The sequence below is a fragment of the Lentzea sp. HUAS TT2 genome (assembly GCF_051853195.1).
In the GTDB taxonomy this organism is placed as follows: domain Bacteria; phylum Actinomycetota; class Actinomycetes; order Mycobacteriales; family Pseudonocardiaceae; genus Lentzea.
This window is the reverse complement of sequence record NZ_CP196667.1, coordinates 7,270,625-7,293,308: the sequence shown is the minus strand read 5'-3', so window position 1 is coordinate 7,293,308 and position 22,684 is coordinate 7,270,625. Positions and strand designations below refer to the sequence as shown.

Genomic DNA, 22,684 nt, shown 5'->3' with positions numbered 1-22,684 from the left:
CCCGGACCGCAACAGCTGGTGACACCTGCTTCAGAGCAAGAGTGCCCTCAGCGGATACCGATCCGTTCCCGCGCCGCCGCTGCCGTCAGAAACGCGCGTGGCGGGGAACTCCGAGGCTGTCGAACAGGGTGCTCGCCTGCTGTGCGAGCGAGAGCGCCCGCTCGTCCTCTCCGCGCCGGTCGCAGATCTCGGCCAGGCCCGCGAGCGCCCGTGCCTCCTCGATCCGGCACCCGATCCGCGTGGCGAGGCCGAGCGCGCGCTCGTGCAGCACACGCGCTTCGTCCAGTTCGGACTGTGCCCGGTGCAGGCGCGCGGTCAGGTTGTCGATGACGACACTGCGCAACGGGGTCCAGCGCACCTTCTGGTGGCCCAGCCCCAGTCCGAGCGCGGCGAACTGGCGAGCCTCTGTCGTGCGACCCAGGCGGTGCCCGACCAGTGCGGAAAGGACGTACACGAACGCGATGTCGCCGGGAACGCCGACGGTCAGGGTGAGTTCGCGCGCGGTCGTCAGCAGCGCGTCCGCCTCGGACACCTCGCCCATCGCGAGCCGTGTCATCGCGAGGTAGGCGAGCGTGACGACCTCGTTCTCGTGCACACCGAGCACTCGGTTCAGCATCAGAGCGCGTTCTCCGACGGCGATGGCCTCCGCGTAGTCACCTCGTTGCTCGTGCAGCGTGCCGAGGTTGACCAGCGACTCCGCCTCCGCTCGTCCGGCACCGAGCTCCCGCTTGATCCGGATGGACTCCTCCAGCAACGGCTGGGCCTCGTCGTAGCGCCCCTGTGTCAGCACGAGCAGGCCGAGCACCCCGGTGTCCTTCGCGACGCCCCTGCGGTCGTCGATGGCCTTCGCGACGGCCAGCGCCTCCGACACGGCCTCGATCCCCGCCGTCAGCCGGCCGAGCTTCCAGTTGGCCACCGCGAGGTTCGACAGGCTGAAGCGCACCAGCTCGGCGTCACCGACCTTGCGCGAGGAGACGACGGCCAGCCGGGCCACCTCGGCGAACTCCTCGACCAGTCCGTCCGCGTCGAGCAGGAACACGATGTTGCGGGCCAGCCGGGCCACCTGGCTGTCGAACCCCCGCTCGTGCGCCAGCACGAGCGCCTGTCGCAGGGTGGCCTGCTCGCGGTACGTCCACTTGCGAGCCGCGTCGCCGGTGGCCATCTGCGGGAGCTCGAACATCGCGGTGACCGGTGTGCCGCTCAGCACCGCCCTGCCGGGGAACAGGACGTCGCACGCCTGGTCGGTGGCCCGCACGTAGTACTCGAGGAGGCGGGCGAACGCGGCCTGGGTCTCCGCTTGGACCTCGTCCCCGCTTTCCGCGTGGGTCAGCTGGCGAACGAAGCTGCGCACCAGGTCGTGGAAGGTGTAGCAGCCGATCTCGTGCTGCTTCAGCATGTGCGCGTCCAGCAGCACCTCGAGGACGGCCTCCGCCTCGAGCGCGGACATGCCGAGCAGCGCGGCCGACGAGTGGACGTCCACGTCGCGACCGGGACACACGCCGAGCGTCCGGAAAGCCGTGCGGTGCCGTGACGCGAGACCTTCGTAGGACATCCGCAGCGAGAGGTCCACTCCGCGCTCGCCCGACTTGAGCTCGTCCAGCAGCCGGGACTCGTCGCTCATGCGGTCGACGAGGTAGCTGATCGGCCAGCGGGGCCGGTTGCCGAGACGGCTGAGCGCGATCCGCAGCGCGAGCGGCAGGTGCCCGCACAGCGCGACGAGCTCGGCGACGGCCTTCGGCTCCGCGGCGGCCCGGCGGCCACCCAGCACCTGGGCCGCCATCGCGGCGCCGTCCTCGTTCGTCATCGTCCCGAGGGTCAGCCAGTGCGCGCCGTCGAGGTCGATGAGCCTCGTGCGACTGGTGACCAGCACCAGCGCCTGACCGCTCTGCGGCAGCAACGGCAGCACCTGGGCGACGTCGCAGACGTTGTCCAGCAGCACCAGCAGCCGGCTGTCCGTCGTCATCGTCCGCCAGAGGGCGATGCGCGCGTCCGCCTCGGAGGGCAGGGCGTCGGTCTCCACGCCGAGCATGCCCAGCAGCTTCTCCGCGGCGACCGCCGGCGACACCGGCGTGCCACCGGCGGTGTAGCCGCAGAGGTCGAGGCAGAGCTGGCCGTCCGGGAAGGTCTCGGCCACCAGGTAAGCGAAGCGCACGGCCAGCGAGGTCTTGCCCACGCCGCCCATCCCGTCGATCGCGACGACCCGCGGGCCCTGGCCGGCCGGTTCGCTGACGATCTCGCGCAACGCGACGAGCTCCGGCTCTCTGCCGATGAAGTCCGCGAGGTCGTAAGGCAACGCGCGCAACGCGGCCCTCTGCGCCGGGACGACGGCCGGGAGCGTCTCGGCCACCGGGGAGTCGGCCGGCGTGGCGGGGCCGAGCTCCGGGTCGTTGCGCAGGATGCGCTCGTACAGGGTGGCGAGCTCGCGACCGGGGTCGATCCCGAGTTCCTCCGCCAGCAGCCGGCAGACCTGCTGGTACTCGTTGAGCGCGAGAGCCTGCCGCCCGCAGCGGTACAGCGCCAGCATCAGCTGGGAGCGCAGCTTCTCGCGCAGCGGGTTGGCGGCGACGTGCTCGCGCAGCTCGCTCACGAGCTCCCGCGACTCGCCCCGTGCCAGGCGCAGGTCGGCGAGCTGCTCGACCGCGTCCAGATACCGTTCCCGCAGCGCCACCTCCGCGGTCTGGATGGCCTGGCCGCCGCTGCCCGCGAGCACCTCGCCGCGCCGCAGGGCCACCGCGGCCTGCAGGTGTGCCGCCGCCTCCTCCCAGCTCTGCCGCGAAGAGGCTTTCCCTGCCTTCTCCAGCAGGTCCAGGAAGACCCTGAGGTCGAGCTGGTCGACGGGCAGCTCGATCCGGTAGCCCGGCCCCTCGGTGAGGATCATCTCCCCGCCGGAGGGGATCAGCTGCCGCAGCCGGGCGACCGCCTTGCGCACCTGGTGGGTCGCGGTGGCGGGCGGCTCCTCGTCCCACACGAAGTCGACCAGCTGCGAGACCGACATGACCTGCCCCGCGTCGAGCAGCAGGGCGACCATGACACGTTCCTGCACGGGGCCGCCGAGGTGGATCCGGCGGCTGCCCGCCCAGCACTCCAGCGACCCGAGCAGGTTGATCCGCAGGTCCTCCTCCCCCGCCGGCCGCCGGGTCGACGAAGGACCTTTCGACGTGCTGGTCACATCGTCACCTCACTCGGATCGGGCTTTCGTCGACCCAACGCGTTTCCGTCACAGGAACGAATGACGAGTCCGTTCGGTCAGCATCAGAAACCTACTACGACAAACGATACAGATCAGCACCGAATGTGAACACCTCACGCCGCAGCACCGCCCGACTGGACCGCCGCCACACCTTCCACACCCCATCCTGCCAGGCAGAACACCCTCGCATGAAATGCAGGACAGCAAGAGACTGGTCGTTCGCCAGGTTCTTCCCCCGCATGGAATTACGGGAGTTCCACCAAATACCGCGGGATCTTCACAGGTCTGGGTGTTTCCCTAGCAACAATGCGCTAAGAACGAAGTAGCACCTTTTCAACTCGCGAACTCGGCGACGACCGAACGGGCTGTCGCCCACGCGCCGACGGCGCAAGACGACAGTCCGATCCCCGTCGACGACCCGGCCAGGAAGGTCAGTCCTCGGTGGCGAGCAGGTCCTGCAGCTCGGTGATGGCCTCACCGAGGTAGGTAGCGAACCTGTGCATCTCCTCGGCGACCGGCTGGGGCGTGCTCAGGTAGAGGTTGAAGCGGTCCGGCAGCAGCACGTACGCGACGCCGATGCACTTGGCGCTGGTCGAGCCGAAACCGAAGTACTGGATGTGCTCCGACGGCGCCGAGCTGGTGCTCAGGTAGTCGTCACGCATGATCGTCCAGCCCGGCGTGTCGTACAGCGGCAACGGCTCCGTGCCGCCGCGCCGCTTGTGGATCAGCTGCAGCTCCCACAGGTGCTGCTCGGGCGCCGATCCCGCCTGACACTCCTTGGCGCGCCGGACGTGCGCGTCCGCCGCTGACCTGAACGCCGCGCGACGGTCGGCCCGCGAGGACGACGGGTCCTCCACAGTGGACACGAACGCGACCGCTTCCGGCGTCACCACGCGCATCGCCTCGGTCCGGCCGTTCTGGAACTGCCGGGTGCCGATCGACTCGTACGTCGCACCCTGCAAGCCCTTCGACCGCTGGTGCGCGAGCTGGTACGCCATCTGCACGAACGCGTCCGGCGAGATCTTCAGCTCCTTCGCGCGCTGTTTGCCGAAGTCCTCGAACGACAGCGTCACGGTCGCCGTGTCCGCGCCGTACTGGGCGAACGACGCCGCGGCCGCCACCGTGTCCTCGCGCAGCTCCTCGGAGAGCACGAACTCGACCGGCTCGGTCGCGGGCAGTCCCTGCGCAGAAGCGCCGGACACCCGGAGGTGTTCCTCGGTCGGCACGCTCAGCATCGCGTCGGTGAACGCGAGGATGGTGGTTCCGTCCAGCTCGCAGTGCTCGACGTTGATGCCTGCCCGGCCGTCCGCGAAGACGATGAACGTCACCGCCTTGTCGAACCACCGGTTCGCGCTGTCGCCGTGCAGCAGCTGGTCGCACGCGGCCAGCGTGTCGGCGGGCGCGAAGTCCTCCAGCGCCACGCAGAACAACGCCGTCTCGATCGTCTCCAGCGCGGCAGCGTTGTCCACCAGCAGCGCCTCACGGCTCTGCGCCCACGCCGCCCGCGCCTTGGTGGTCAGCGGCCCGGCCGAGAACTCCGCCCGGTCCGCCTTCATGATCGCCTGCAGGCCGCCGGCCAGGTCGCCGAGGTCGTGCGGCACGCCGTCCGGCCCGAACACGTCCATCTTGAAGGCGTTGCCGCGGAAGAAGACCACGACGTGCCGCGCGTCCGAAGGGAACGTCGTGCGCGCGGTGTCCTGCTGCACGTGCGGGATCCGGGTGGCGGAGAACAGGAACTTGTTCTGCACCATGGACTGCGGTTCGCCGCGCAGCACGACCGGCGGGATCGCCTCGGCGTCGAGCCGCACCTTGTAGGCGACGGCGGCGGAGATCAACGCCGCAGCCCGCTGCTCCTGCGTCTCCTCGACGTCGCGGAAGAGGAAGAAGAAGTTGGCGTTCAACGCGATCCGGTCGCGGCGGCCGAGGTAGCGGGTCGGCCAGAAGAGGTCGAGCCAGCTGCGGACGCCCTCGGTGCCGTCGAACTCCTCCAGCGCGGCGTGCAGCGACCGGGCCGTGCTGTCCGGCGCGAGGAACTGCTCGACTGCGGCCTCGGTGGTCGCCAGTTCGGCGTCGGTCAGCAGCGGGGCGCACCACTCGAGGAACCGCGCGCAGGTCTCCTCCAGCGTCGGCAGGGGCACCCTTGGCAGCTGGTCCTCGTAGCTGAACGTCTTGCCGTCGCTCACAATCACCTCAGGTGCGCTCGATAGGTCGTTGGGACAGGTAGAGCTGAGCGTAGAACCAGCCGCCGTCCTCCAGGCCGCTCGGGTCCACGCCCACGCCGGCCAGCGTGTCGAGCACCCGCGACTGCTCCTCGGCCGAGATGAACCGCCGCTGCCGGAACAGCCCGTCCGCCCGCACGGTCTCGTAGCCGAGCTGAGCGAGACTCGCCTCGATCTCGTCGAACGGGAACATGCGCAGCACGAAGTGGGCCATCCAGGGTGCCCCGCTGGCCTGCACCACGCGCGCCAACGTGGGTGCGCCGACGTAGCCGAGGCTGCCGGTCGAGATCACCAGGTCGACGTCCGCCAGCGTGCGCTGCTGCTCCGGGGTGGGATCGGCGCGTTCGAGGTCGGCGAGCACGGCGTCGTCGAGAAACCCGGCAGCGGTCGCGTAGCTCAACGCCGGCGAGGAGATGTCCAGGCCGACGAACCGCGCCGGGATCGCCTTCCCGCGTTCGCGCACGAGCTCCTGGTCGTCGGCCAGCACCTCGGCGGACGATCGTGCGTCCAGGTCGTAGCGGTCGTACAGGTCCTCCATCGTCAGGTCGCACCGCAGCAGTGCCGCGTTGATGCCGTACGAGCTGCCGATGTCGAGCACCGTCGGAGTGTCGATCCCCGTCGTGGCCCGGTACTCCTCGACCAACGCCGTGAAGTGCGGCTTGGCCAGCTGCGGGATCTGGTACTCGAGTCCCCGCAACGACGAGAAGTACGAGCGCGGGTCGGGCTGGGTGTAGATCTGGTCGAACTCGACTTTGCCGGTCGCGTCGAATCGCACGTGTCTCCCTCAGGCCAGTCGTTCGTCCACTCGCACGCCGTCACCCTCTGCCGCCAGGTGTTCCGGCAGGACCCTGCCGAACAGCTGCCGCGTCCGCGCCACCGTTCCGACGACGCCGGGCCGCAGGCTGTAGGCGAAGATCGCCGTGTGCCGCTGCCGGTCGCCCCGGACCGTGCTGACCTGGTGCAGCGAGTAGCGGCCCTTGAACAGCTGGAGGTCGCCGGCGCGCAACGTGAGCCGCTGGACGAGCCGGTCGTCGCCCGCGAGCACCGCGCGGACGTCGTCGAAGTTCTCCTCGTCCGCCGACCGGATGTTCGGGCAGTACTGGAACTCACCGCCGCCCTCGGGTGCCTGGGTCAGCATGCTGACGGTGAACTCGTTGGTGTCGAAGTGCCACGGGTGCGCGCGGCCGGGCGGGATCACGTTCAGCACCAGGCCGGACAGCGGGTCGGCCAGCTCGTGCAGCTCCGGCAGCTCGAAGCACGCGGCGACGAACCGCTGGAACACCTCGCTGGTGTAGAGCTGGTGGATGATCGCGTCGCGCGGGACGACGTCGCGGGCGACGAACGCGTTGCCGCGCTCCATGGTCTTGCGGCCGGGGTGGTCTGGCGGCAGCGGGGTGTCGACGTCGATGTTGTAGGCGTTGACGGTCTCGACGTCGTAGTAGGCGTGCGGGGCGATCTCGGCGCCCTCCCGCCGCAGGTCCTCGTGCAGCGCGGGTCTGATGAAGTCGGGCAGGACGCTGCACCCGACGGTGTGCAGGTCGCGGTGGGTGCGTTCGACGACCTCCCGCCACGCCGCGCCGTCCGGTTCGGTCAGCGGATAGTCCGTGGTGTTCACGACCTGTTCGAGCAGTCCCGCTTCCATCCGGTCAGTGTCACGGCGGCGATCACGGTCGCCAAGCCCCTTGTGAGATTGTCCGTGCCAGGCATTCGGCGGTACCGGATCACCACGGCGGCGGCCGAACGGCTCCCTGTCCGCGGGCCCTGCCGCTAGTAGCGTCCCGGACATGAGACGACTGCTCACCGTCGCGTTGTCGTTCTTCCCCGTGGACCCGCCTCCATGCGGCCTTGGACAACGTTGGCTCGACGAGGGTTGCCCGAGAGTGGCGTCGTCGTTCTTCCCCGCCTGCTAGGGGATCCCCCAGTTTCGCGTGGCACGGACCTCGTGCCCGCTCGGGCGATGACAACGTTGTCCAGCCCGTGTCCGAGAGAGGAAGGTCCATGTTCGGCTCCCTGCACCGACGTGCCAGACGCTCACTCCCCCTGATGGTCGCCGGCCTGCTCACCGCAGGCCTCTTCACCGCCACCCCTGCCCTCGCCGCCCCGATCCCGCTGACCCAGCACGTGAACCCGTTCATCGGCACCGACAACTCCAACTCGCCCAACCCCGTCCCCGGCGGCGCGGGCGGCAGCACCTACCCCGGCGCCGTCGTGCCGTTCGGCATGGTGCAGCTCAGCCCGGACACCCCGACCGCCTCGCCGTCCGGCTACCGCCACAGCGACACCAAGATCGAGGAGTTCAGCCTCACCCACTTCAACGGCGCGGGCTGCGCCAACAACGAGGACCTCGGCATCCTCCCGATCACCACCGGTTTCCCCACCTCCCCCGGCACGAACTGGACCACCTACGCCGGCAACTACACGAAGGCGAACGAGTCGGCCGCGCCCGGCTACTACAGGAACCGCCTCGACAACTACGACACCGGCGTCGAACTGACCGCCACCAAGCGCACCGGGTTCATGAAGCTCACCTACCCGGCGACGACCACCGCACGGGTGCTGGTCAACAGCAGTCGCAGCGCGACCGGCAACCGCTCGGGGTCGATCGCGATCAACGGCAGCCAGCTCACCGGCACGTTCACCGGCGGTGGCTTCTGCGGCTCCTCCAAGACCTACCAGCTCTTCTACGCCATCCAGTTCGACCGCGCGCCAACGGGTTTCGGCACGTGGCTGGGCGGGACGGTGAACGCGGGGTCCGCGAGCACCAGCGGCGTGAACTCCGGCGGCTACGTCACGTTCGACACGTCGTCGAACCCCGTGGTGCAGCTGAAGATCGGCGTCTCGTTCGTCAGCGTGGCGGGCGCGCAGGCCAACCTGGCGGCTGAGAACTCTCGATTCGACTTCGCCGGTGTCCGAGCCGCTGCCGACGCCGCGTGGAACGACGTGCTGAACAAGGCGCAGGTGTCGGGAGGTTCGGCGGCGGACCTCCAGAAGTTCTACACCGCGCTGTACCACGTGTTCCAGAACCCGAACATCGCCAGCGACGTCAACGGCCAGTACCGCAGCTTCGACCAGACCGTCCGCACGGCGTCGCACACCGTCTACCAGAACTACTCGGGCTGGGACATCTACCGCTCGTGGGCGTCGCTGATCGCGTTGCTCGCACCCGCGGAATCCAGTGACATAGCCAAGTCGATGGTGCTGGACGGGCAACAGGGCGGGTTGCTGCCGAAGTGGTCGCACAACAGCAACGAGCACTTCGTGATGACCGGCGACCCCGGTCCGATCGTCGTGTCGAGCCTCTACGCGTTCGGCGTGCGCGGCTTCGACACCGCCGCCGCGCTGGCGTTGATGGACAAGAGTTCCAACGGCGGCACCACCCAGGGCCAGCCGACGCGCGGCCGTCAGGCGGGCTACCTCAGCCGGCACTACGTCACCGAGGACCCGTCGGACTCGCTGGAGTACTCGGCGTCCGACTTCGCCATCGCCCAGTTCGCGCGGGCCGTCGGTGACACGGCGAAGTACAACACCTACATGACGCGCGCCCAGTGGTGGCAGAACGTCTACAACCCCGAGTCGGGCTACGTGCAGAAGCGCAACGCCGACGGCTCGTGGGCCTGGCCGGTCACGCCGGCGAACCCGTCCGGCTACACCGAGGGCAACGCGTCGCAGTACACGTGGATGGTGCCCTACAACTTCGGCGGCCTGATCAACCTGATGGGCGGCCCCAAAACAGCCGTCCAGCGCCTGGACCACCACTTCACGCAGCTCAACGGCGGCCTGAGCCTGCCGTACTTCTACATCGGCAACGAACCCGAGCACGGCGTGCCGTGGGCGTACAACTACGCGGCCTACCCGCAGGGCACGAGCGCGGCGGTGCGGCGCGTGATGACCGAGTCGTTCACGACGGCGGCCGGTGGCCTGCCCGGCAACGACGACCTGGGCGCCACCTCCGCGTGGTACGTCTGGGCGGCGCTCGGCATGTACCCGTCGACTCCGGGTTCGGACGTGCTCGCGCTGCACGGCCCGCTGTTCCCGTCCGTGACGATCACCAGGCCGGGCGGTGTCCTGCAGATCAACGCCTCCGGTGCCGGTGCGCAGTACGTGCAGTCGTTCAACCGCAACGGGGTCGCGTCTTCGCGGTCCTGGCTGCGGTACGGCGACATCTCGGGCGACGCGACGCTGAACTACGCGATGGGCTCGTCGCCCAGCTCGTGGGGAACCGCCGCCTCGGACGTGCCGCCCTCGTACAACGACGGCTTCACTCCCCCGCCGGCCGCACCCGCGCTGGGCACGAACCTGGCGCAGGGCAAGCCCGCCACGGCGTCCGCGGCCTGCAACTCGGCCGAGGAGGCGGCGAAGGCGTTCGACGGCAGCCTTTCCGGCAAGTGGTGCTCGCCGGCGTCCGGCACGAAGTTCCTGCAGGTCGACCTGGGATCGACGCAGAACGTCGGGTCGTTCGTGCTGAAGCACGCGGGGCTCGGCGGTGAGACCACCGGGTTCAACACGGGTGCGTACAACATCCAGACGTCCGTTGACGGAACCACCTGGACGAACGCCGTGACCGTGTCCTCGGTGCGGGCGAGCCGGTCGTACCACCCGATCACGCAACGGCAGGCGCGGTACGTGAAGCTCAACGTGACCACGCCGACGAACAACGGCAACACGGCCGCGCGGATCTACGAGTTCGAGGTCTACGCGGGCTCGTAGCAGATCTCGGTCCCCTCGGGCGGCGCACCAGGACAGCACGTCCCGGTGCGCCGCATCGAGCTCACCGCACGGTCCGATGTGGACCCACGGATCAGGGCGTGTGCATCCGGTCGACCTTGATGGTGAGAACGACGCGCTGCTGTTCACCGCCGCCGAAACCGGGGTAGGGACGGCCGATGTACTTCTCGGACAGCTCGTCGATGTGTTCCCGGGCGCCGTCCGCGGTGATGTCCACGACGCTGCCGCGCAGAGCCCAGTAGCGCGAGGGCGCAGCGGGGTCGGCGATGCCGAGGGCGACCCGCTGGTCACGCCGGACGTTGCGGGTCTTCTGGTGGGTGTCGACCGTGTTGATCAGGACGTGCACGCCGTCCGTTCCCGCCCAGGTCTGGGAGATCTGCGGCGACCCGTCCGGCATGAGCGTGGTCACGAAGCAGATCGCCTTGGCGTTGAGAACGTCGATCAGGTCGCCGGGCAGAGCCGTCATGGGACTGGCCTTCATTTCGTCTGGTCGTTGTAGAGGTGGTCGATGACCGACTTTTCCGGCTGGTCGCCGGACAGTTCGGCGTGGCGCAGACCACCGGCAGGCCCTCGATCACTACCACCAGGCCCTGATCCTGCGCCGCACCCTCGCAAACCTCTACGAGGTCGCGAACACGCTCGACAACATGGACCGCCCTCGGACAGCCCACACGGCGTGGCAGCCGGCCGGGCCGTCAAGTGAGGCCGAGACCGCGGAGAACACATGAAGCGCGGCATGCCGCGCCCCATTTGCGGGTGCTGGCGGGTGGCCCTCAGGTACAGGACGAACAGCTCGACTCCGTCGACCACGATGAGCGGCGGCAACGTTGACCGGGCCCAGCTTCGCCGCGGCGTTCTCCTCGAACGCCCAGGGCGACCGGAAGTGTCACGATCCATGAGACTGATCATGGTGGCATGCGGTCCAGGGGCGCGAGCAACGCCCTGTCCACTGGTCGCAGTCGCGGGCGCTGATCGCCGAGCTACCGGCGCAGAACGCTCGAGCTGATGGCGCAGAGCGAGGATCTCGACGTCCGGCGCCGATCCGCTGGCACTCGTGGTCGCCTTCCAGGAGGCGCCGACGGAGCTTCCGTCGCTCAGCGACGGGGAGCGCACACTGCTCTCCGAGTGGCTCGGGCGGACGAGCACCGAGTTCCAGGAGCGCCGGAACCGGGCGCCCACAGTCGACAGTGGCGAGTAGACGGTTGAAACTGGACGACGTTCCTGGCAGACCTCAATCTGCCAGGAACGTCGCTCGTTCCAAGGTCAGATGCACCGGATCCATTCAGCCACCAGCTGTTGCCCCTCGGGGGAGCTGATCAAAGCTACTATGATGTTCAGCACGTCGAGAGCCTAACCACAGGTACGCGAGGCTCTTCGGCCGGGGGTGCGCTTTCGATCAAGAGCGCAGCTGTGCCGAGGACGAGCAGTCTGTCGAACTACACCGCGCTGCTGCGGAACTGGTCGCTGGCGGCCGCGAGGTGCTCGCGGATCAGGTCTCGGGTCAGCTCGTCGGTGTGCGGGCAGAGGTCCAGAGCACGCAGCCAGGCACCGATCGCCGCGTGCCGCTCGTCCAGGACGCTGCAGATGTGTCCGATCAGGTGCAGTGACCGGGTGGCCTCGTCCAGCTCCTGCAGTTCCTCGGCCAGGACGACCGCCTGCTCCGCGTGGCGTCGAGCCAGCTCCAGCTCGCCCAGGTCGTACTCGATCGCGGCCAAAGTGGCCTGTGCGCGGCAGCAGCCCAGGCGGTCACCGGCTGCCCTGTGCGCGAGCAGGCCCTCGCGGCATTGCTCGAGTGCGGTCTCGGGTTCACCGAGCGCCTGGTGCAGTGCCGCCAGGGCGGTGAGCGTCTCGCCCCTCCCCCGCACGTGCCCGATCTCGCGCCGGATCTCCAGGCTCTCCAGGAACCTCGTCCTCGCCTCGTCGAACTCACCGAGGCGCTTCAGCGCCAACCCCATGCGGTGGAGTTGGTACGCCTCGTTCTCCCGCATCCCGAGCCTGCGGTGGATGGGCAGCGACTCCTCGTAGTACCGCATCGCCGTTCGATCGTCACCTCGCTCGTAGTGGATCGCGCCGAGGTTGTTGAGGGTCACGGCTTCGCAGCGCGCATCGCCGATTCGCCGCGCCATGTCGAGGTTCGCCGAGAACGCCCGGTAGGCGTCATCGAGTCGATGCAGGTTCCAGTAGAGCGCACCGAGGTTGTTCAGCGTCCCCATCTCCGCTTCGCCGTTGCCGGTCGCCTTCGCCGACTCCAGCGCGATCTCGGTGCAGGTGAGCATGTCGTCGTGGTACCCGGAGCGTTCGAAGACCTCCGCCGTCGCCGCCGGCAACCTCCAGGCGTGCTCGTGGAAGCCGTTGTCGGACGCGAGCTTGGTGGCGGCGACGAGGTTCTCCCGCTCGAGGGCGGAGAACTCGAGCGCCTCCTCGTCGGACGCCAGGCTCAGCCGGTCCACTTGGTACGACGAGGGCAGGGACGGGACCGGTTGGCTCTGCGGCGAGAGCTGGGTGTACACCTCCATCGCCGCCTGCACGTACCAGGTCAGCACTCGCTCCATCGCCTCGCGCCGGTCTCCCGTCCCGTCCACTCCGCGCGCCTGCTCAGCGGCGTACTCGTGGACCAGGTCGTGGAAGCGGAACCGATCGGCGACGTCGTGGTCGAGCAGGTGGACGCGAGCGAGCAGCTTCAGGAACCGGTTCGCCTGCGAAGGCGTGACACCGGCGAGGGCGGCGGCGGTGGCGCCGTGCAACCGAGGTCCCGGGTGGAGTCCGATCCGCCGGAAGAAGCGCGCGGTGTCGGGAGCCAGGGCCTCGTACGACCAGCTGAACGCCGCGCGCAGGCTGTAGGTCGCCTCGTCCTCATCCGGCGAGGTGAGCACCCGGTGTGCGCGGAACTGGTCGGCGAGGTTCGCCAGCCTCTCGCGGGGACGGTCGGCGACGTGCTGTCCGATGATCTTCAGAGCGAGCGGCAGACCTCCCGACAGCCCGGTCAGCTCGTGCAGTCCTGCCTCCTCCTCGATCGCCCGCTCGGGCCCGATGGTGCTCTGCAGGAGAACGGCGCACTCGTCCGGCGCCATCTCCGGCACGATGATCGGGCACACCCCTTCCTCGATCACCAGGTCCGGCAACCGGTCCCGGCTGGTCATGAGCACGAACGACTCGACAACCGCGTCGAGCAGCGGTCGCACCTGGTCCGCGCTGCGCACGTTGTCCAGCACGAGCAACACCCTTCGCCCCTCGAGGGTCCGGCGCAGCGCCCGCGACCTGCGCACCGGGTCGATCGGGATCTGGTCGGCCGGCACGTCCAGCTGTTCGAGCAGCAGCGACAACGCGTTGTCGGGGGTGAGGGGTTCGTCGGGACCGTGACCGCGCAGGTCCAGCAGGATCCGGCCGTCCGCGAAGTGCGCGCGGTGCAGGTTGCCCCAATGCACCGCCAGGCTGGTCTTGCCGACCGCGGGCATGCCGTGCAGCACGACGGCGGGCGGGTGCGGGTACCTGCGCGGGTCGAGGAACGAGTCCAGCCTGTCCAGCAGGGTCGACCGACCGGTGAACAAGCCTTTCTGCCTGGGGAAGTCGTGGGCCAGCGGGTCTGGTGCACAGCGTTCCTGCGGCCTGCGGCCCTCAGGGGAACGAGGGGTTTTCAACATGTCCGTGTAGAGGCGTTCCAGTTCCGGCGCGGGCGGACTGCCGTACTCGGTGAGCAGGCGTCGCCGGAACTGGATGTAGAAGGTGGTCACGCCGTTGCGGTCGCCGAGCCCGGCCAACGCCAGCATCCTGAACCGGGCCAGCGTCTCGTCCAACGGGTACTGGTCGGTGAGCGGCACGAGTTGCTGCAGCACCTCCAGATGCTCGGACAGCTGGAGCTGAACGTCGAACAACGAGAGGTGGGCCCGCAACAGATCATTCTCCACCATGGACGAACGCTTCAGTTCGCCCCATTCACCGCGCACGTCCGCCAGCGGAATTCCGTTCCATAGAGCGATCGCCTCGGAAAGAAGGCGTTTCGCCCGCAAATGATCACCGGCCGAGTTCGCCGCTCGACCGGCGGTCACCAACCGACCGAAGCGGTGGTAATCCACAAGATCCTGATCGACGTCCAGGCGATATGAGTCGCCCTGGCGACGAATTTTGAACTGGACACCGGATTTGACAAGCGCCTGACGCAGTCTGCACACCTGGACCTGGAGGTTCCTGCGGGCGCTCACCCGGTCACGGCCAGGCCAGAGCGCCTCCAGCAACGTCTCCACCGAGACCGGATGGGCGACGTTCAGCAGGAGCATCGCCAGTAGCGCGCGCTGTTTGAGCGCACCGAGATCTGCAAGCTCGGAACCCAGTTGCAAAGTCGTGGGCCCCAGGATCGTGAATGCCACAAGGCCACCTCCCCCTATGGCCACCAAATCTTAACGGCGACAGCCAGCGCTCATGAGCTTTTCTGCAACCGAACTGCAAGTTCACTGGCAAAAGTCACCCGGATGCTCTCCACCGGCTCCTGGATTTCTCTTCGATCTGGAAAGTGGGTGGGGCATGAGCTCATCAGAGTGGCTCGACGTACCTGTCGGCCTGAACGCGGACCGGTGGATCACGCGGCGGAACTGCCGCACGGTGCTCGCCGTGGGGCACACGGTCACGAGTTGCGAGCGATTGCTTGAAGCGGTGGAACTGCTGGAGCCGGACCGGCGCGTGCAGGTGGTGTGGACGCAGGCACCGGATGCCTTCGGCAACGGTGTGGCGGACTTCCTCCGGGCGACCGGCGGGGTCGTGCTGCCGTGGGAACAGGCGCGCAGGGAACGGTTCGACCTCGGGCTCGCCTGTGCGTACGGCTCACTCCACCAGGTGCACGCGCCGGTGGTGGTAATGCCGCACGGCGCGGGTTACGCGAAAGGGCGGACGGTCTCCGGGACCATGCGTCCCTACGGTCTGGACGGCCAGCGCCTGCTGCACAACGGGAGGCCAGTCGCGCAGCTGATCGTGTTGTCGCACGACCAGCAGCTCGACGTGCTGCGGGAGCAATGCCCGGAGGCCGTCGACGTGGCCGAGGTGATCGGCGACCTCTGCTACGACCGGCTCGTCGCGAGCCTCCCCTCTCGCGACGCCTACCGCGACGCCCTCGGCGTGAGTCCGGAGCAGGAGCTCGTCGTCGTGGCGTCCACGTGGGGCGCTGCATCGCTGTTCGGCGCGCACCTCGACCTCCTCCCCCGGTTGCTCGACGAACTGCCACCGGACCGCTTCCGCGTCGCCGTGCTCGTCCATCCCGCCGTGTGGTTCGGTCACGGTCCCCGACAGGTGCGCGCCTGGCTGTCCGACTGCCTCGACGCCGGGCTGCTCCTGTTCCCGCCGGACCTCGACTGGCGAGCGGTCCTCGTCGCCGCCGACTACGCGTTGGGAGACCACGGTTCGACCGCGACCTATGCCGCGGCCATCGGCACACCCGTCCTGCTCGTCGAGTCACCACCTCAGCTGGCGGTGGCCTCCAATGCCCCGCAGGCCAGACTCGCGGAGCTCGCACCGCGGCTTCAGCTCGACCGGCCGATCCTCGACCAGTTGCGGGACGGCGCCAGGGCGCGCACGGCCGTCGCGGATGTCGTGTCCGCACGTCCCGCACGCGCGGCCGGCAACCTGCGACGCGCCTTCTACCGGCTGCTCGGGCTGACCGAGCCGGGAGCACATCGGGCACTGACCCCTGTTCCCGTGCCGCACGGCTGGCACAGGCCGTGACACCCGACCCTGTCGTGCTGGAGGCACGCGGCGGGCGCCTGCCCCGATCCTGCGCCCTCGCGGACGTCATCCGGGCCACCGCGGCCGACGTCGGATCAGGAGATCGTTGGGCGCGCGGGGTGTTCGCCCAACTCCCCGGACTCGCGTTGGTCGCGGTGGACCTGCCGGGCAGCCTCGTGGCGTTCGTGCCGAGACAGGGCAACGTCTGCGTTGTCCGCGCACGGGCAGGGCTGGTGGACGAGGTGTACCGCCGGCTGGTCAGCCCAGGGCGCTGAGCCGCTCCTGAGCAAGGCCTGCCATGGCCGACCCCAGAGAGAGGAACAGCTCGACCGCCGCCTCGAACTGGGCGCGTGCCTGCGTCAGATCCCCTGCAGCACAGGCGATCTCGCCCAGGGCCAGCCGGGCTTCCGCCTGACCGTTCGAGGAGCCGAGCGCTGTCATCGTCCGCAGCCCCTCTGCCGCTGCATCCTCCGCGGCAGCGAGAACGCCGGTGCGGCACAGCGCCACCGCCGAGGCGACCAGTGCCCGCGCAACGTTGTACGGATCGGACTCCGCCGTCTCGTCCAGCACCTCGCGGGCGCGGGTGAGGCGGGACACGGCGTCTGCTGGCCGGTTCAGGTCGAGCAGGACCAGGCCGAGGTTGACCAGCGTCAGCCCGACGAGCCGCGGCGCGCCGAGCTCCTCGGCCGCCGCGGCCGTTCTCTCGTACTGTTCCCGCGCTTCCTCCAGCCGACCGGTGTCCCAGTACAGGCGGGCGAAGCTCCGGCCGGTGTCGCACAGCGCACGCCGGTCTCCGAGTTCGGCCCACAGCTCCATCGACGCGGCGTACTGCCGCTCCGCCTCCTCGTACCTCTTCGCGATCGTGTAGGCCCGCGCCAGCCGCTTGCGCATGTCCGCTTCCGCGAACCTGTTGCCCCACATGACAGCAGCATCGACACCGCGCTCGTCGGTCGCCAATCGATCCCGATAATGCTTGTGGTAGAGGAAAACTGGCCAGAGAGCATCCGCGATGTGCCAGGAGAGCTCCGCGCATCCCTTCTGCCACAGGACCTTGCTCATGGCGATGAGGTTCGACCGCTCCTTTTCGAGCCAAGCCAGCGCCTCGTCGCGGTCGCCGAACGCGTGCACGCCCCGCGGCGGCTCCGAAGAGAGATAGGAGAGCCGTCTCCGGTACGGCGTGAGCACCTCGTCCGCGTTGCGCGCCGTCGCGAGGTATCCCTCGCCGATGCGGCGAAGCGCTGCGAGCGCCTCCTCTGGCGACTCGTCCACCTCCAGCCGATGTGCCGCGTGGAGCCTGACCAAGTTGTGGAACCGGTACCGCTGCTCCGCCGGCTCTTCGATGAGGTTGGCTTCCAGCAACGACTCCAGGAGCGGGTCCGGATCACCGGACACCACGGCGAGAGCCACCTCACCACCGAACTCGCCCTCCGGGTGCAGGCTCAGCCTGCGGTACAACCTGGCAGCGTCGGGCCCGAGCATCTGGTACGACAAGTCGAAACAGGCTTGCACGGAAAACTCCCCCGCCGGTGAAAGCCTTGCGAGCCGCGACTGCTCGGTCCTCAACTCATCGCAGATCCTGCGCACCGACCACCGCGAGCGCACCAGCAGGCGCGCGGCGACCACCCGGATGGCGAGTGGCAGGCCACCGCACAGCGCGACGAGGTCCTCGGACCACTTCCGCTCGGCCAAGACCCTGGGCTCGCCGATCACCGCCATCAGCATCGACAGGGCCGCCGACTGGGGCAGCGGCCCCAACTCGACGTGATGCGCGCCCTCGCCGACAAGCCCGGTCAACCTGCTTCGGCTGCTGACCACCACGACACTCGCCGGCGACGCCGGGAACAGCACTCTCGCCTGAGCCGCGGACACGGCGTTGTCCAGCACCACGAGCAGGGCCTTGTCTGCGGTGAGGGACCGGTACAACGCGGCCTGCTCCGCGAGGTTCACCGGCACTCGTTCGGGCGGCGTGCCCAAGGCCCTCAGAAACGCGCTCAGTGCCTCACCTGGCTCGGCCGCCTCGTCGAGGCTGAACCCGTTGAGGTCGTAGAACAGTTCACCGTCCGGCAGGCACAGCGAACTCGCCCACCGCAACGACAGCGCCGTCTTGCCCACACCGGCAGGGCCGGTGAGCACCACGATGGTCGACTGGGCGGCACCAGCCGACCTCGGCACCGCATCGAGAGAGGCCAACTCGGTGTTCCGGCCGGTGAACCGTGCGGGCGGCGCCGGCAGCTGGCGCGGTACTGGCACGTCGACCGTGCGTTCGTGGACGTGCACGCCACCGTTGATCGTCGCCGCCTGCACGACAGTGCCGTGCACGGCACCCCCGACGTGGTTCTCGACGAACTCGGTCCGCTCGATCACGGGCACATCACTGACCGCTCGCGTGGGCTCCGCCCTGCCCGCGCAACCTGGTTTCCGCCTCGACGAGCAAAGATCGAACCGTGCCGTAGGAGAGCCGGTGCTTTTCACTCAAGGCACGGATGCTCGCACCGTTCTCGTATTCGCGGCGGAGCATCATCGCGCCCCGCAGTCGCAGCGGATGGTCGCTGCGGAGGTGCTTCAAGACGGTGCCCAGCGGTTGGTCGATGACCTTCGGCTCCACCGCCGGCGCCGAGTTCTCGGTCGCCAGCTGCTCGGGCGTGACCCCGCAGAAGAGCAGCAGTCCGTGCACGACCCGTTGCCCGGACGGCGTCTGCGGGCGGATGCTCTCGGTGACCTGCGCGAGCATGTCCAGCGGGTCGGTCCCGTAGAGCCGCGCCAGTCGAACAACGCGTGTCATCGACGGTCGCCAGGTCGCGTCCTCGAAAAAGCGCAGGGTGTCTGTGCTGACTCCGATCATGCTCGCGGCCTCTTCGCGCGCGAATCCTGATCTCTCGCGCAGCTCGACCAGATGTCTGCCGAGCGCCGGTTGATATGCCTCCAGGTCCTGAACAGAGTGGAACTGGACACCAGGAGTTGACATTAACTCGCCGTCGCCGGCCATCTCAGGAGCCCCCCGGTCTCGCCGATCATGCACTGGCTGCGCGGCCTCGGACCTGTTCGGACAAGAGCGAGGCCCGCCGGTCGTATCGCACATGTCACCGCTCCTGTTACCTGCGCGGAGCTGCGGTTCAACTGTTCACCACGTCGCCGGACCGGACTTCGAGAGCGCGGGCGGGACAGACCACAATCCCGCAGTCTTCCGAAATTTGATTACCGGAAAACAATATCGGAGGCCCAGTATCGCACCCCGTCAACACCCCGGAGCCCTTGTCACACAATCGGCGTAATTCTCACCAAAAATCGAAGATCCTTTCCACCGGTCCAAGCAATGCCATTACCCCCATGGAGTGCAGCCATGGAAAATTCGGCGTCGCATGTCATTGCAGAAGATCAACAATTGCCGTGAGGTTCCCCCGAAGTGCTGACTGCCCCGCCCTCCGGCACCAACGGAGACGGTGATCGACAGCTGGCCCCGGTCACTCGACAGGTTGATCACCACCAGTCGACCTCTCGTGCTCGGAGCCCTCCGTTGACCGCCCGTGCCCGCTTGCGCGTCCTGGTCGACGCGCCGTGGTTCCAGAGTGATCACCGCCTGGGACAACACCGGGCGAGTGGAGATCAAGGCCACTCGCGCAACCGATCTGCTCGACCTGCTGCCGGCCTGCCTCGGCACGATGGTCGGCACCGGCGGTCATCCGCTCACCGACACCCAGTCGGGACTGCTCGATCGTGCGGCCGACGCGGCTCTCGCCGGCATGGCCGAACGGGCAGAAACCTGGCACGAACGAATCGGGATGATGATCCAGCGGTCTCCTCGATCAACTCCGGATCGACCGTCCGCCGCAGCTGGTCACGTCCTGTGCTTTAGTGGCTCGGACGTGGCAGGTTCGCCGACCTTCGATCAAGGCGTGCAGCTGTCCTTCGAAGGCTGTGAGGGAGACGATCGACGGTGCCGCGGAGTGAACGCGAACTGGTCCGTGACGGCTCGGCGCTCGTGGAGTTCGCCGCCGACTTGCGACTGCTGCGCGCAAAAGCGGCGACACCGTCCTATCGAGACATGGGCAGCGTCGTCCACTACTCGGCGACCACCCTCTCGGAGGCGGCACGCGGACGGAAGCTGCCCAGCCTGGCGGTGACGCTGGCGTTCGTCCGCGCCTGCGACGGCGACGAGGCTGAATGGGAACAGCGGTGGCATGCCATCGCGGCCGAGCTCAACGAGAACTCGGCCATGACGTCCACCGCCGAGGAGCTCAGCGGCGCACCATATGTGGGGCTGCGGGCGTTCGGCCCGGACGACCAGCATCTGTTCTTCGGACGTGAGCGTCTCGTCGCCGAGGTCGTCGGCAAACAGCAACGGTTGGTGCTGCTGTTCGGCGCGTCCGGATCAGGCAAGTCCTCGGTGCTGCGCGCGGGCGTGATGCCCGCCCTCACCGCTGCGGGGAGAACACCGCTGCTGTTCACCCCGGGCACACATCCGATCGAACGGTGCTCGATCCTGCTCGCCTCGAAACTCGGCGTGACTCCAGGGGCGGTGCTGGACGAGTGGCGTGACGACCGAGCCCTCCACCGACTCGTGTCCCAGATGTCACCGGACGGCGAGACGGTCATCGTCGTCGACCAGTTCGAAGAGGTATTCACGCTCTGCGACAACGATGTCGAGCGCGCCAGGTTCATCGCGGCGCTGGCCGTCGCGGCGAACACGCAGGGCAGCCGATGCCGGGTGCTGCTCGGCGTGCGGTCGGACTTCTTCGCGCACTGCTCGGCACATCCGGCGCTGCTCGACGCCATGCCGGACGGGCAGGTCGTCGCCGGGCCGATGAACGCGGAGGAGTTGCGCCAGGCCATCGTGGCGCCCGCGACCAAGATGAACTGCACGGTGGACAACTCCCTGGTGGCGGACCTGCTCACGCAGGCGTACGGCAGGCCGGGAGTCCTGCCCCTGTTGTCGCACGTGTTGTTGCAGGTGTGGGCCCGCCGCAGCGGCAACCGCCTTTCCGTCTCCGCTTTTCAGCAGGCGGGCGGGCTCGACGGTGCGTTGAGCCGCACCGCCGAAGACGTGTTCGCCGGCCTGGGCGAGACGGGGCAGCACCTGGCCAGGACGTTGTTCGGCAGGCTGGTCGCGCTCGGCGAGGGCACCGAGGACACGAAACGACGGCTCGACACCTCCGAGCTCGGCGACGCCCCCGACCTCGCGGCCGTGCTCGAGGCGTTCACCCGCGCGCGACTGCTCGCCAAGGACAAGGACGGGGTCGAGATCGCGCACGAGGCGCTGATCCGGGCCTGGCCACGACTGCACGGCTGGTTGCACGACGACCGCGAGAGCATCCACCTGCACCGCCGGCTCACCGACGCCACGGACGCGTGGGAGTCGCTGGGAGAGGACAGCGGCGCGCTGTACCGGGGTGCGCGGCTCGCGCTCACGCTCGACTGGGCGGGCGAGCACGAGTCCGCGTTGTCGCCACGCGAGCAGCGCTTCCTCGACGCCAGCCGGTCCGCCGAGATCACCACCAGCCGCCGCCTCCGCAGACTCGTCGCGCTGCTCAGCGTCGTGTCCCTGGTCGCCATCGCCGCCACCATCGTCGCCGGGATCGCACAGCGAACGGCCACCGACCAGCGCAACGCCATCCGGGCCCAGGTCGTGGCGGACGAAGCCGCCGCGCTGCATCCGAGCAATCCTGAGCTCGCCGTGCAGCTCGCACTGGCCGCCCACCGCACAGCCCCGTCCACCCACACCCGTGACGGGTTGGTCAGCACCCTGCCGCTGGCGGTGGTCCAGCAGAGCAGCGTGGCCATGTCGGTGGCGTTGAGCCCCGACGGCCAGACCATGGCGACGGGCAGCGACGACCACACCGTGCGGCTGTGGAACATCAGCGATCCGCGAAAGCCGAAGGAGGTCGTCACGCTCACCGGCCACACAGAACCGGTCTACGCAGTGGCGTTCAGCCCCGACGGACGCACCTTGGCGTCGGCGGGCTTCGACCACGTCGTGCGGCTGTGGGACCTCACCGACCCGCGAAACCCGGCGCAGCTCACCCCACTGGCCGGCCACTCGGTGAACATCCACGCGGTGGCGTTCAGCCCGGACGGCCGCACCCTGGCCTCGGTCGGCTGGGATCGCACGGTGCGGCTGTGGAACGTCGGCGACCCACGCCGAGCCACCGAAATCGCCGTGATCGACGACTTCCGCGACGTGCTCTACGACGTCGTGTTCAGCCCCGACGGCCGAACACTGGCCGTGGTGGGCGACGAGCCGGGAGTCTGGTTGTACGACGTCACCGACGCTCAGCGGCCCGCGCGACTCGTCGGCATCGCCGGCCACGACAACGGGGTGTACGAGGTGGCCTTCAGCCCGGACGGCCAGGTCCTGGCGACGGTCGGCGAAGACCGCACCGCACGACTGTGGAACGTCTCGGATCCTCACCAGCTGCCTTTGCTGGCGGTGCTCAACGGCCACCAAGACAGCGTCTACTCGGTGGGGTTCAGCCCGGACGGACACACCCTCGCCACTGCGGGCGACGACCGCACCACGCGCCTGTGGGGCGTGACCGACCCCCGCCACGTGACGGGACCGGTCACCGTGTCCGGAAGCCTGGACGCGGTGGAAGCGGTGGTCTTCGGCGCCGACGGACGCACGTTGGTCACGGTCGACTGGAACGCCCAGCTGCGGCTGATGGACACCGACCTCGAACGAACCGTCGCCCACGCCTGCGACACCGTCCACACCGTGATCACCGAAGCCGAGTGGAACCGCTACTTCCCCGGCCTGCGCTACCAGCCGCCCTGCCCAGGCCGACCCTGAGGCCGTCCGCCGAGAAGTCGTGAACGCCCGTACGATCGGGGCGCGCGGCGTGAGAAC

At 68.8% G+C, this 22,684-nt stretch carries 12 protein-coding genes; 4 read left to right on the top strand and 8 right to left on the bottom strand.

All coding sequences use genetic code 11. The annotated features are described in order from the left end of the window. Nucleotides 1-85 precede the first annotated feature (85 nt). From ACSHWB_RS34745 to ACSHWB_RS34730, 4 genes are all read right to left on the bottom strand, one after another. Entirely contained in the window at nucleotides 86-3,169 is a 3,084-nt protein-coding gene (locus tag ACSHWB_RS34745) for an AfsR/SARP family transcriptional regulator (protein ID WP_439657525.1), read from the bottom strand. Between the two features lie 452 nt (nucleotides 3,170-3,621). Continuing rightward, nucleotides 3,622-5,379 carry a choline/carnitine O-acyltransferase gene (locus ACSHWB_RS34740; RefSeq protein WP_439657524.1) on the bottom strand — a complete coding sequence of 586 codons (1,758 nt, stop codon included), beginning with the start codon at nucleotides 5,377-5,379 and terminating at the stop codon, nucleotides 3,622-3,624. A 1-nt stretch (nucleotide 5,380) separates the two neighbouring features. Continuing rightward, the gene (locus ACSHWB_RS34735) at nucleotides 5,381-6,184 is read right to left on the bottom strand and encodes a class I SAM-dependent methyltransferase (RefSeq protein WP_439657523.1); all 804 of its coding nucleotides are present in this window, start codon (nucleotides 6,182-6,184) and stop codon (nucleotides 5,381-5,383) included. Between the two features lie 9 nt (nucleotides 6,185-6,193). Further along, entirely contained in the window at nucleotides 6,194-7,051 is an 858-nt protein-coding gene (locus ACSHWB_RS34730; protein ID WP_439657522.1) for a HalD/BesD family halogenase, read from the bottom strand. A 356-nt stretch (nucleotides 7,052-7,407) separates the two neighbouring features. Between ACSHWB_RS34730 and ACSHWB_RS34725 the strand changes: the two genes are divergently transcribed. Continuing rightward, nucleotides 7,408-10,116 carry a GH92 family glycosyl hydrolase gene (locus ACSHWB_RS34725; protein ID WP_439657521.1) on the top strand — a complete coding sequence of 903 codons (2,709 nt, stop codon included), beginning with the start codon at nucleotides 7,408-7,410 and terminating at the stop codon, nucleotides 10,114-10,116. Between the two features lie 91 nt (nucleotides 10,117-10,207). Here ACSHWB_RS34725 and ACSHWB_RS34720 read toward each other — a convergent pair whose 3' ends face one another. Beyond that, nucleotides 10,208-10,600: a TIGR03618 family F420-dependent PPOX class oxidoreductase gene (locus ACSHWB_RS34720; RefSeq protein WP_439657520.1), complete on the bottom strand. Its 393-nt coding sequence runs from the start codon at nucleotides 10,598-10,600 to the stop codon at nucleotides 10,208-10,210. A 970-nt stretch (nucleotides 10,601-11,570) separates the two neighbouring features. Then, nucleotides 11,571-14,498, bottom strand: a complete 2,928-nt coding sequence (locus tag ACSHWB_RS34715; RefSeq protein ID WP_439657519.1) for a BTAD domain-containing putative transcriptional regulator — start codon at nucleotides 14,496-14,498, stop codon at nucleotides 11,571-11,573. Nucleotides 14,499-14,652: 154 nt separating this feature from the next. Between ACSHWB_RS34715 and ACSHWB_RS34710 the strand changes: the two genes are divergently transcribed. Both ACSHWB_RS34710 and ACSHWB_RS34705 read left to right on the top strand, forming a co-directional pair. Further along, nucleotides 14,653-15,843: a hypothetical protein gene (locus tag ACSHWB_RS34710; protein ID WP_439657518.1), complete on the top strand. Its 1,191-nt coding sequence runs from the start codon at nucleotides 14,653-14,655 to the stop codon at nucleotides 15,841-15,843. After that, nucleotides 15,840-16,118: a hypothetical protein gene (locus ACSHWB_RS34705; RefSeq protein WP_439657517.1), complete on the top strand. Its 279-nt coding sequence runs from the start codon at nucleotides 15,840-15,842 to the stop codon at nucleotides 16,116-16,118. The genes ACSHWB_RS34710 and ACSHWB_RS34705 overlap by 4 nt, the downstream gene beginning before the upstream one ends. Here the strand turns inward: ACSHWB_RS34705 and ACSHWB_RS34700 are convergent. Then, nucleotides 16,102-18,207 carry a tetratricopeptide repeat protein gene (locus ACSHWB_RS34700; protein ID WP_439657516.1) on the bottom strand — a complete coding sequence of 702 codons (2,106 nt, stop codon included), beginning with the start codon at nucleotides 18,205-18,207 and terminating at the stop codon, nucleotides 16,102-16,104. The genes ACSHWB_RS34705 and ACSHWB_RS34700 overlap by 17 nt on opposite strands. A gap of 7 nt (nucleotides 18,208-18,214) precedes the next feature. Continuing rightward, the gene (locus ACSHWB_RS34695) at nucleotides 18,215-18,829 is read right to left on the bottom strand and encodes a helix-turn-helix domain-containing protein (protein WP_439657515.1); all 615 of its coding nucleotides are present in this window, start codon (nucleotides 18,827-18,829) and stop codon (nucleotides 18,215-18,217) included. 948 nt (nucleotides 18,830-19,777) lie between these two features. Between ACSHWB_RS34695 and ACSHWB_RS34690 the strand changes: the two genes are divergently transcribed. Beyond that, the gene (locus tag ACSHWB_RS34690; protein WP_439657514.1) at nucleotides 19,778-22,627 is read left to right on the top strand and encodes an nSTAND1 domain-containing NTPase; all 2,850 of its coding nucleotides are present in this window, start codon (nucleotides 19,778-19,780) and stop codon (nucleotides 22,625-22,627) included. Nucleotides 22,628-22,684 lie beyond the last annotated feature (57 nt).

Excerpts from the sequence above, each read along its gene's own strand:
- ACSHWB_RS34730 (WP_439657522.1), bottom strand. The coding sequence starts at position 7,051 with ATGGAAGCGGGACTGCTCGAACAGGTCGTGAACACCACGGACTATCCG.
- ACSHWB_RS34725 (WP_439657521.1), top strand. The coding sequence starts at position 7,408 with ATGTTCGGCTCCCTGCACCGACGTGCCAGACGCTCACTCCCCCTGATG.
- ACSHWB_RS34720 (WP_439657520.1), bottom strand. The coding sequence starts at position 10,600 with ATGACGGCTCTGCCCGGCGACCTGATCGACGTTCTCAACGCCAAGGCG.
- ACSHWB_RS34710 (WP_439657518.1), top strand. The coding sequence starts at position 14,653 with ATGAGCTCATCAGAGTGGCTCGACGTACCTGTCGGCCTGAACGCGGAC.
- ACSHWB_RS34695 (WP_439657515.1), bottom strand. The coding sequence starts at position 18,829 with ATGGCCGGCGACGGCGAGTTAATGTCAACTCCTGGTGTCCAGTTCCAC.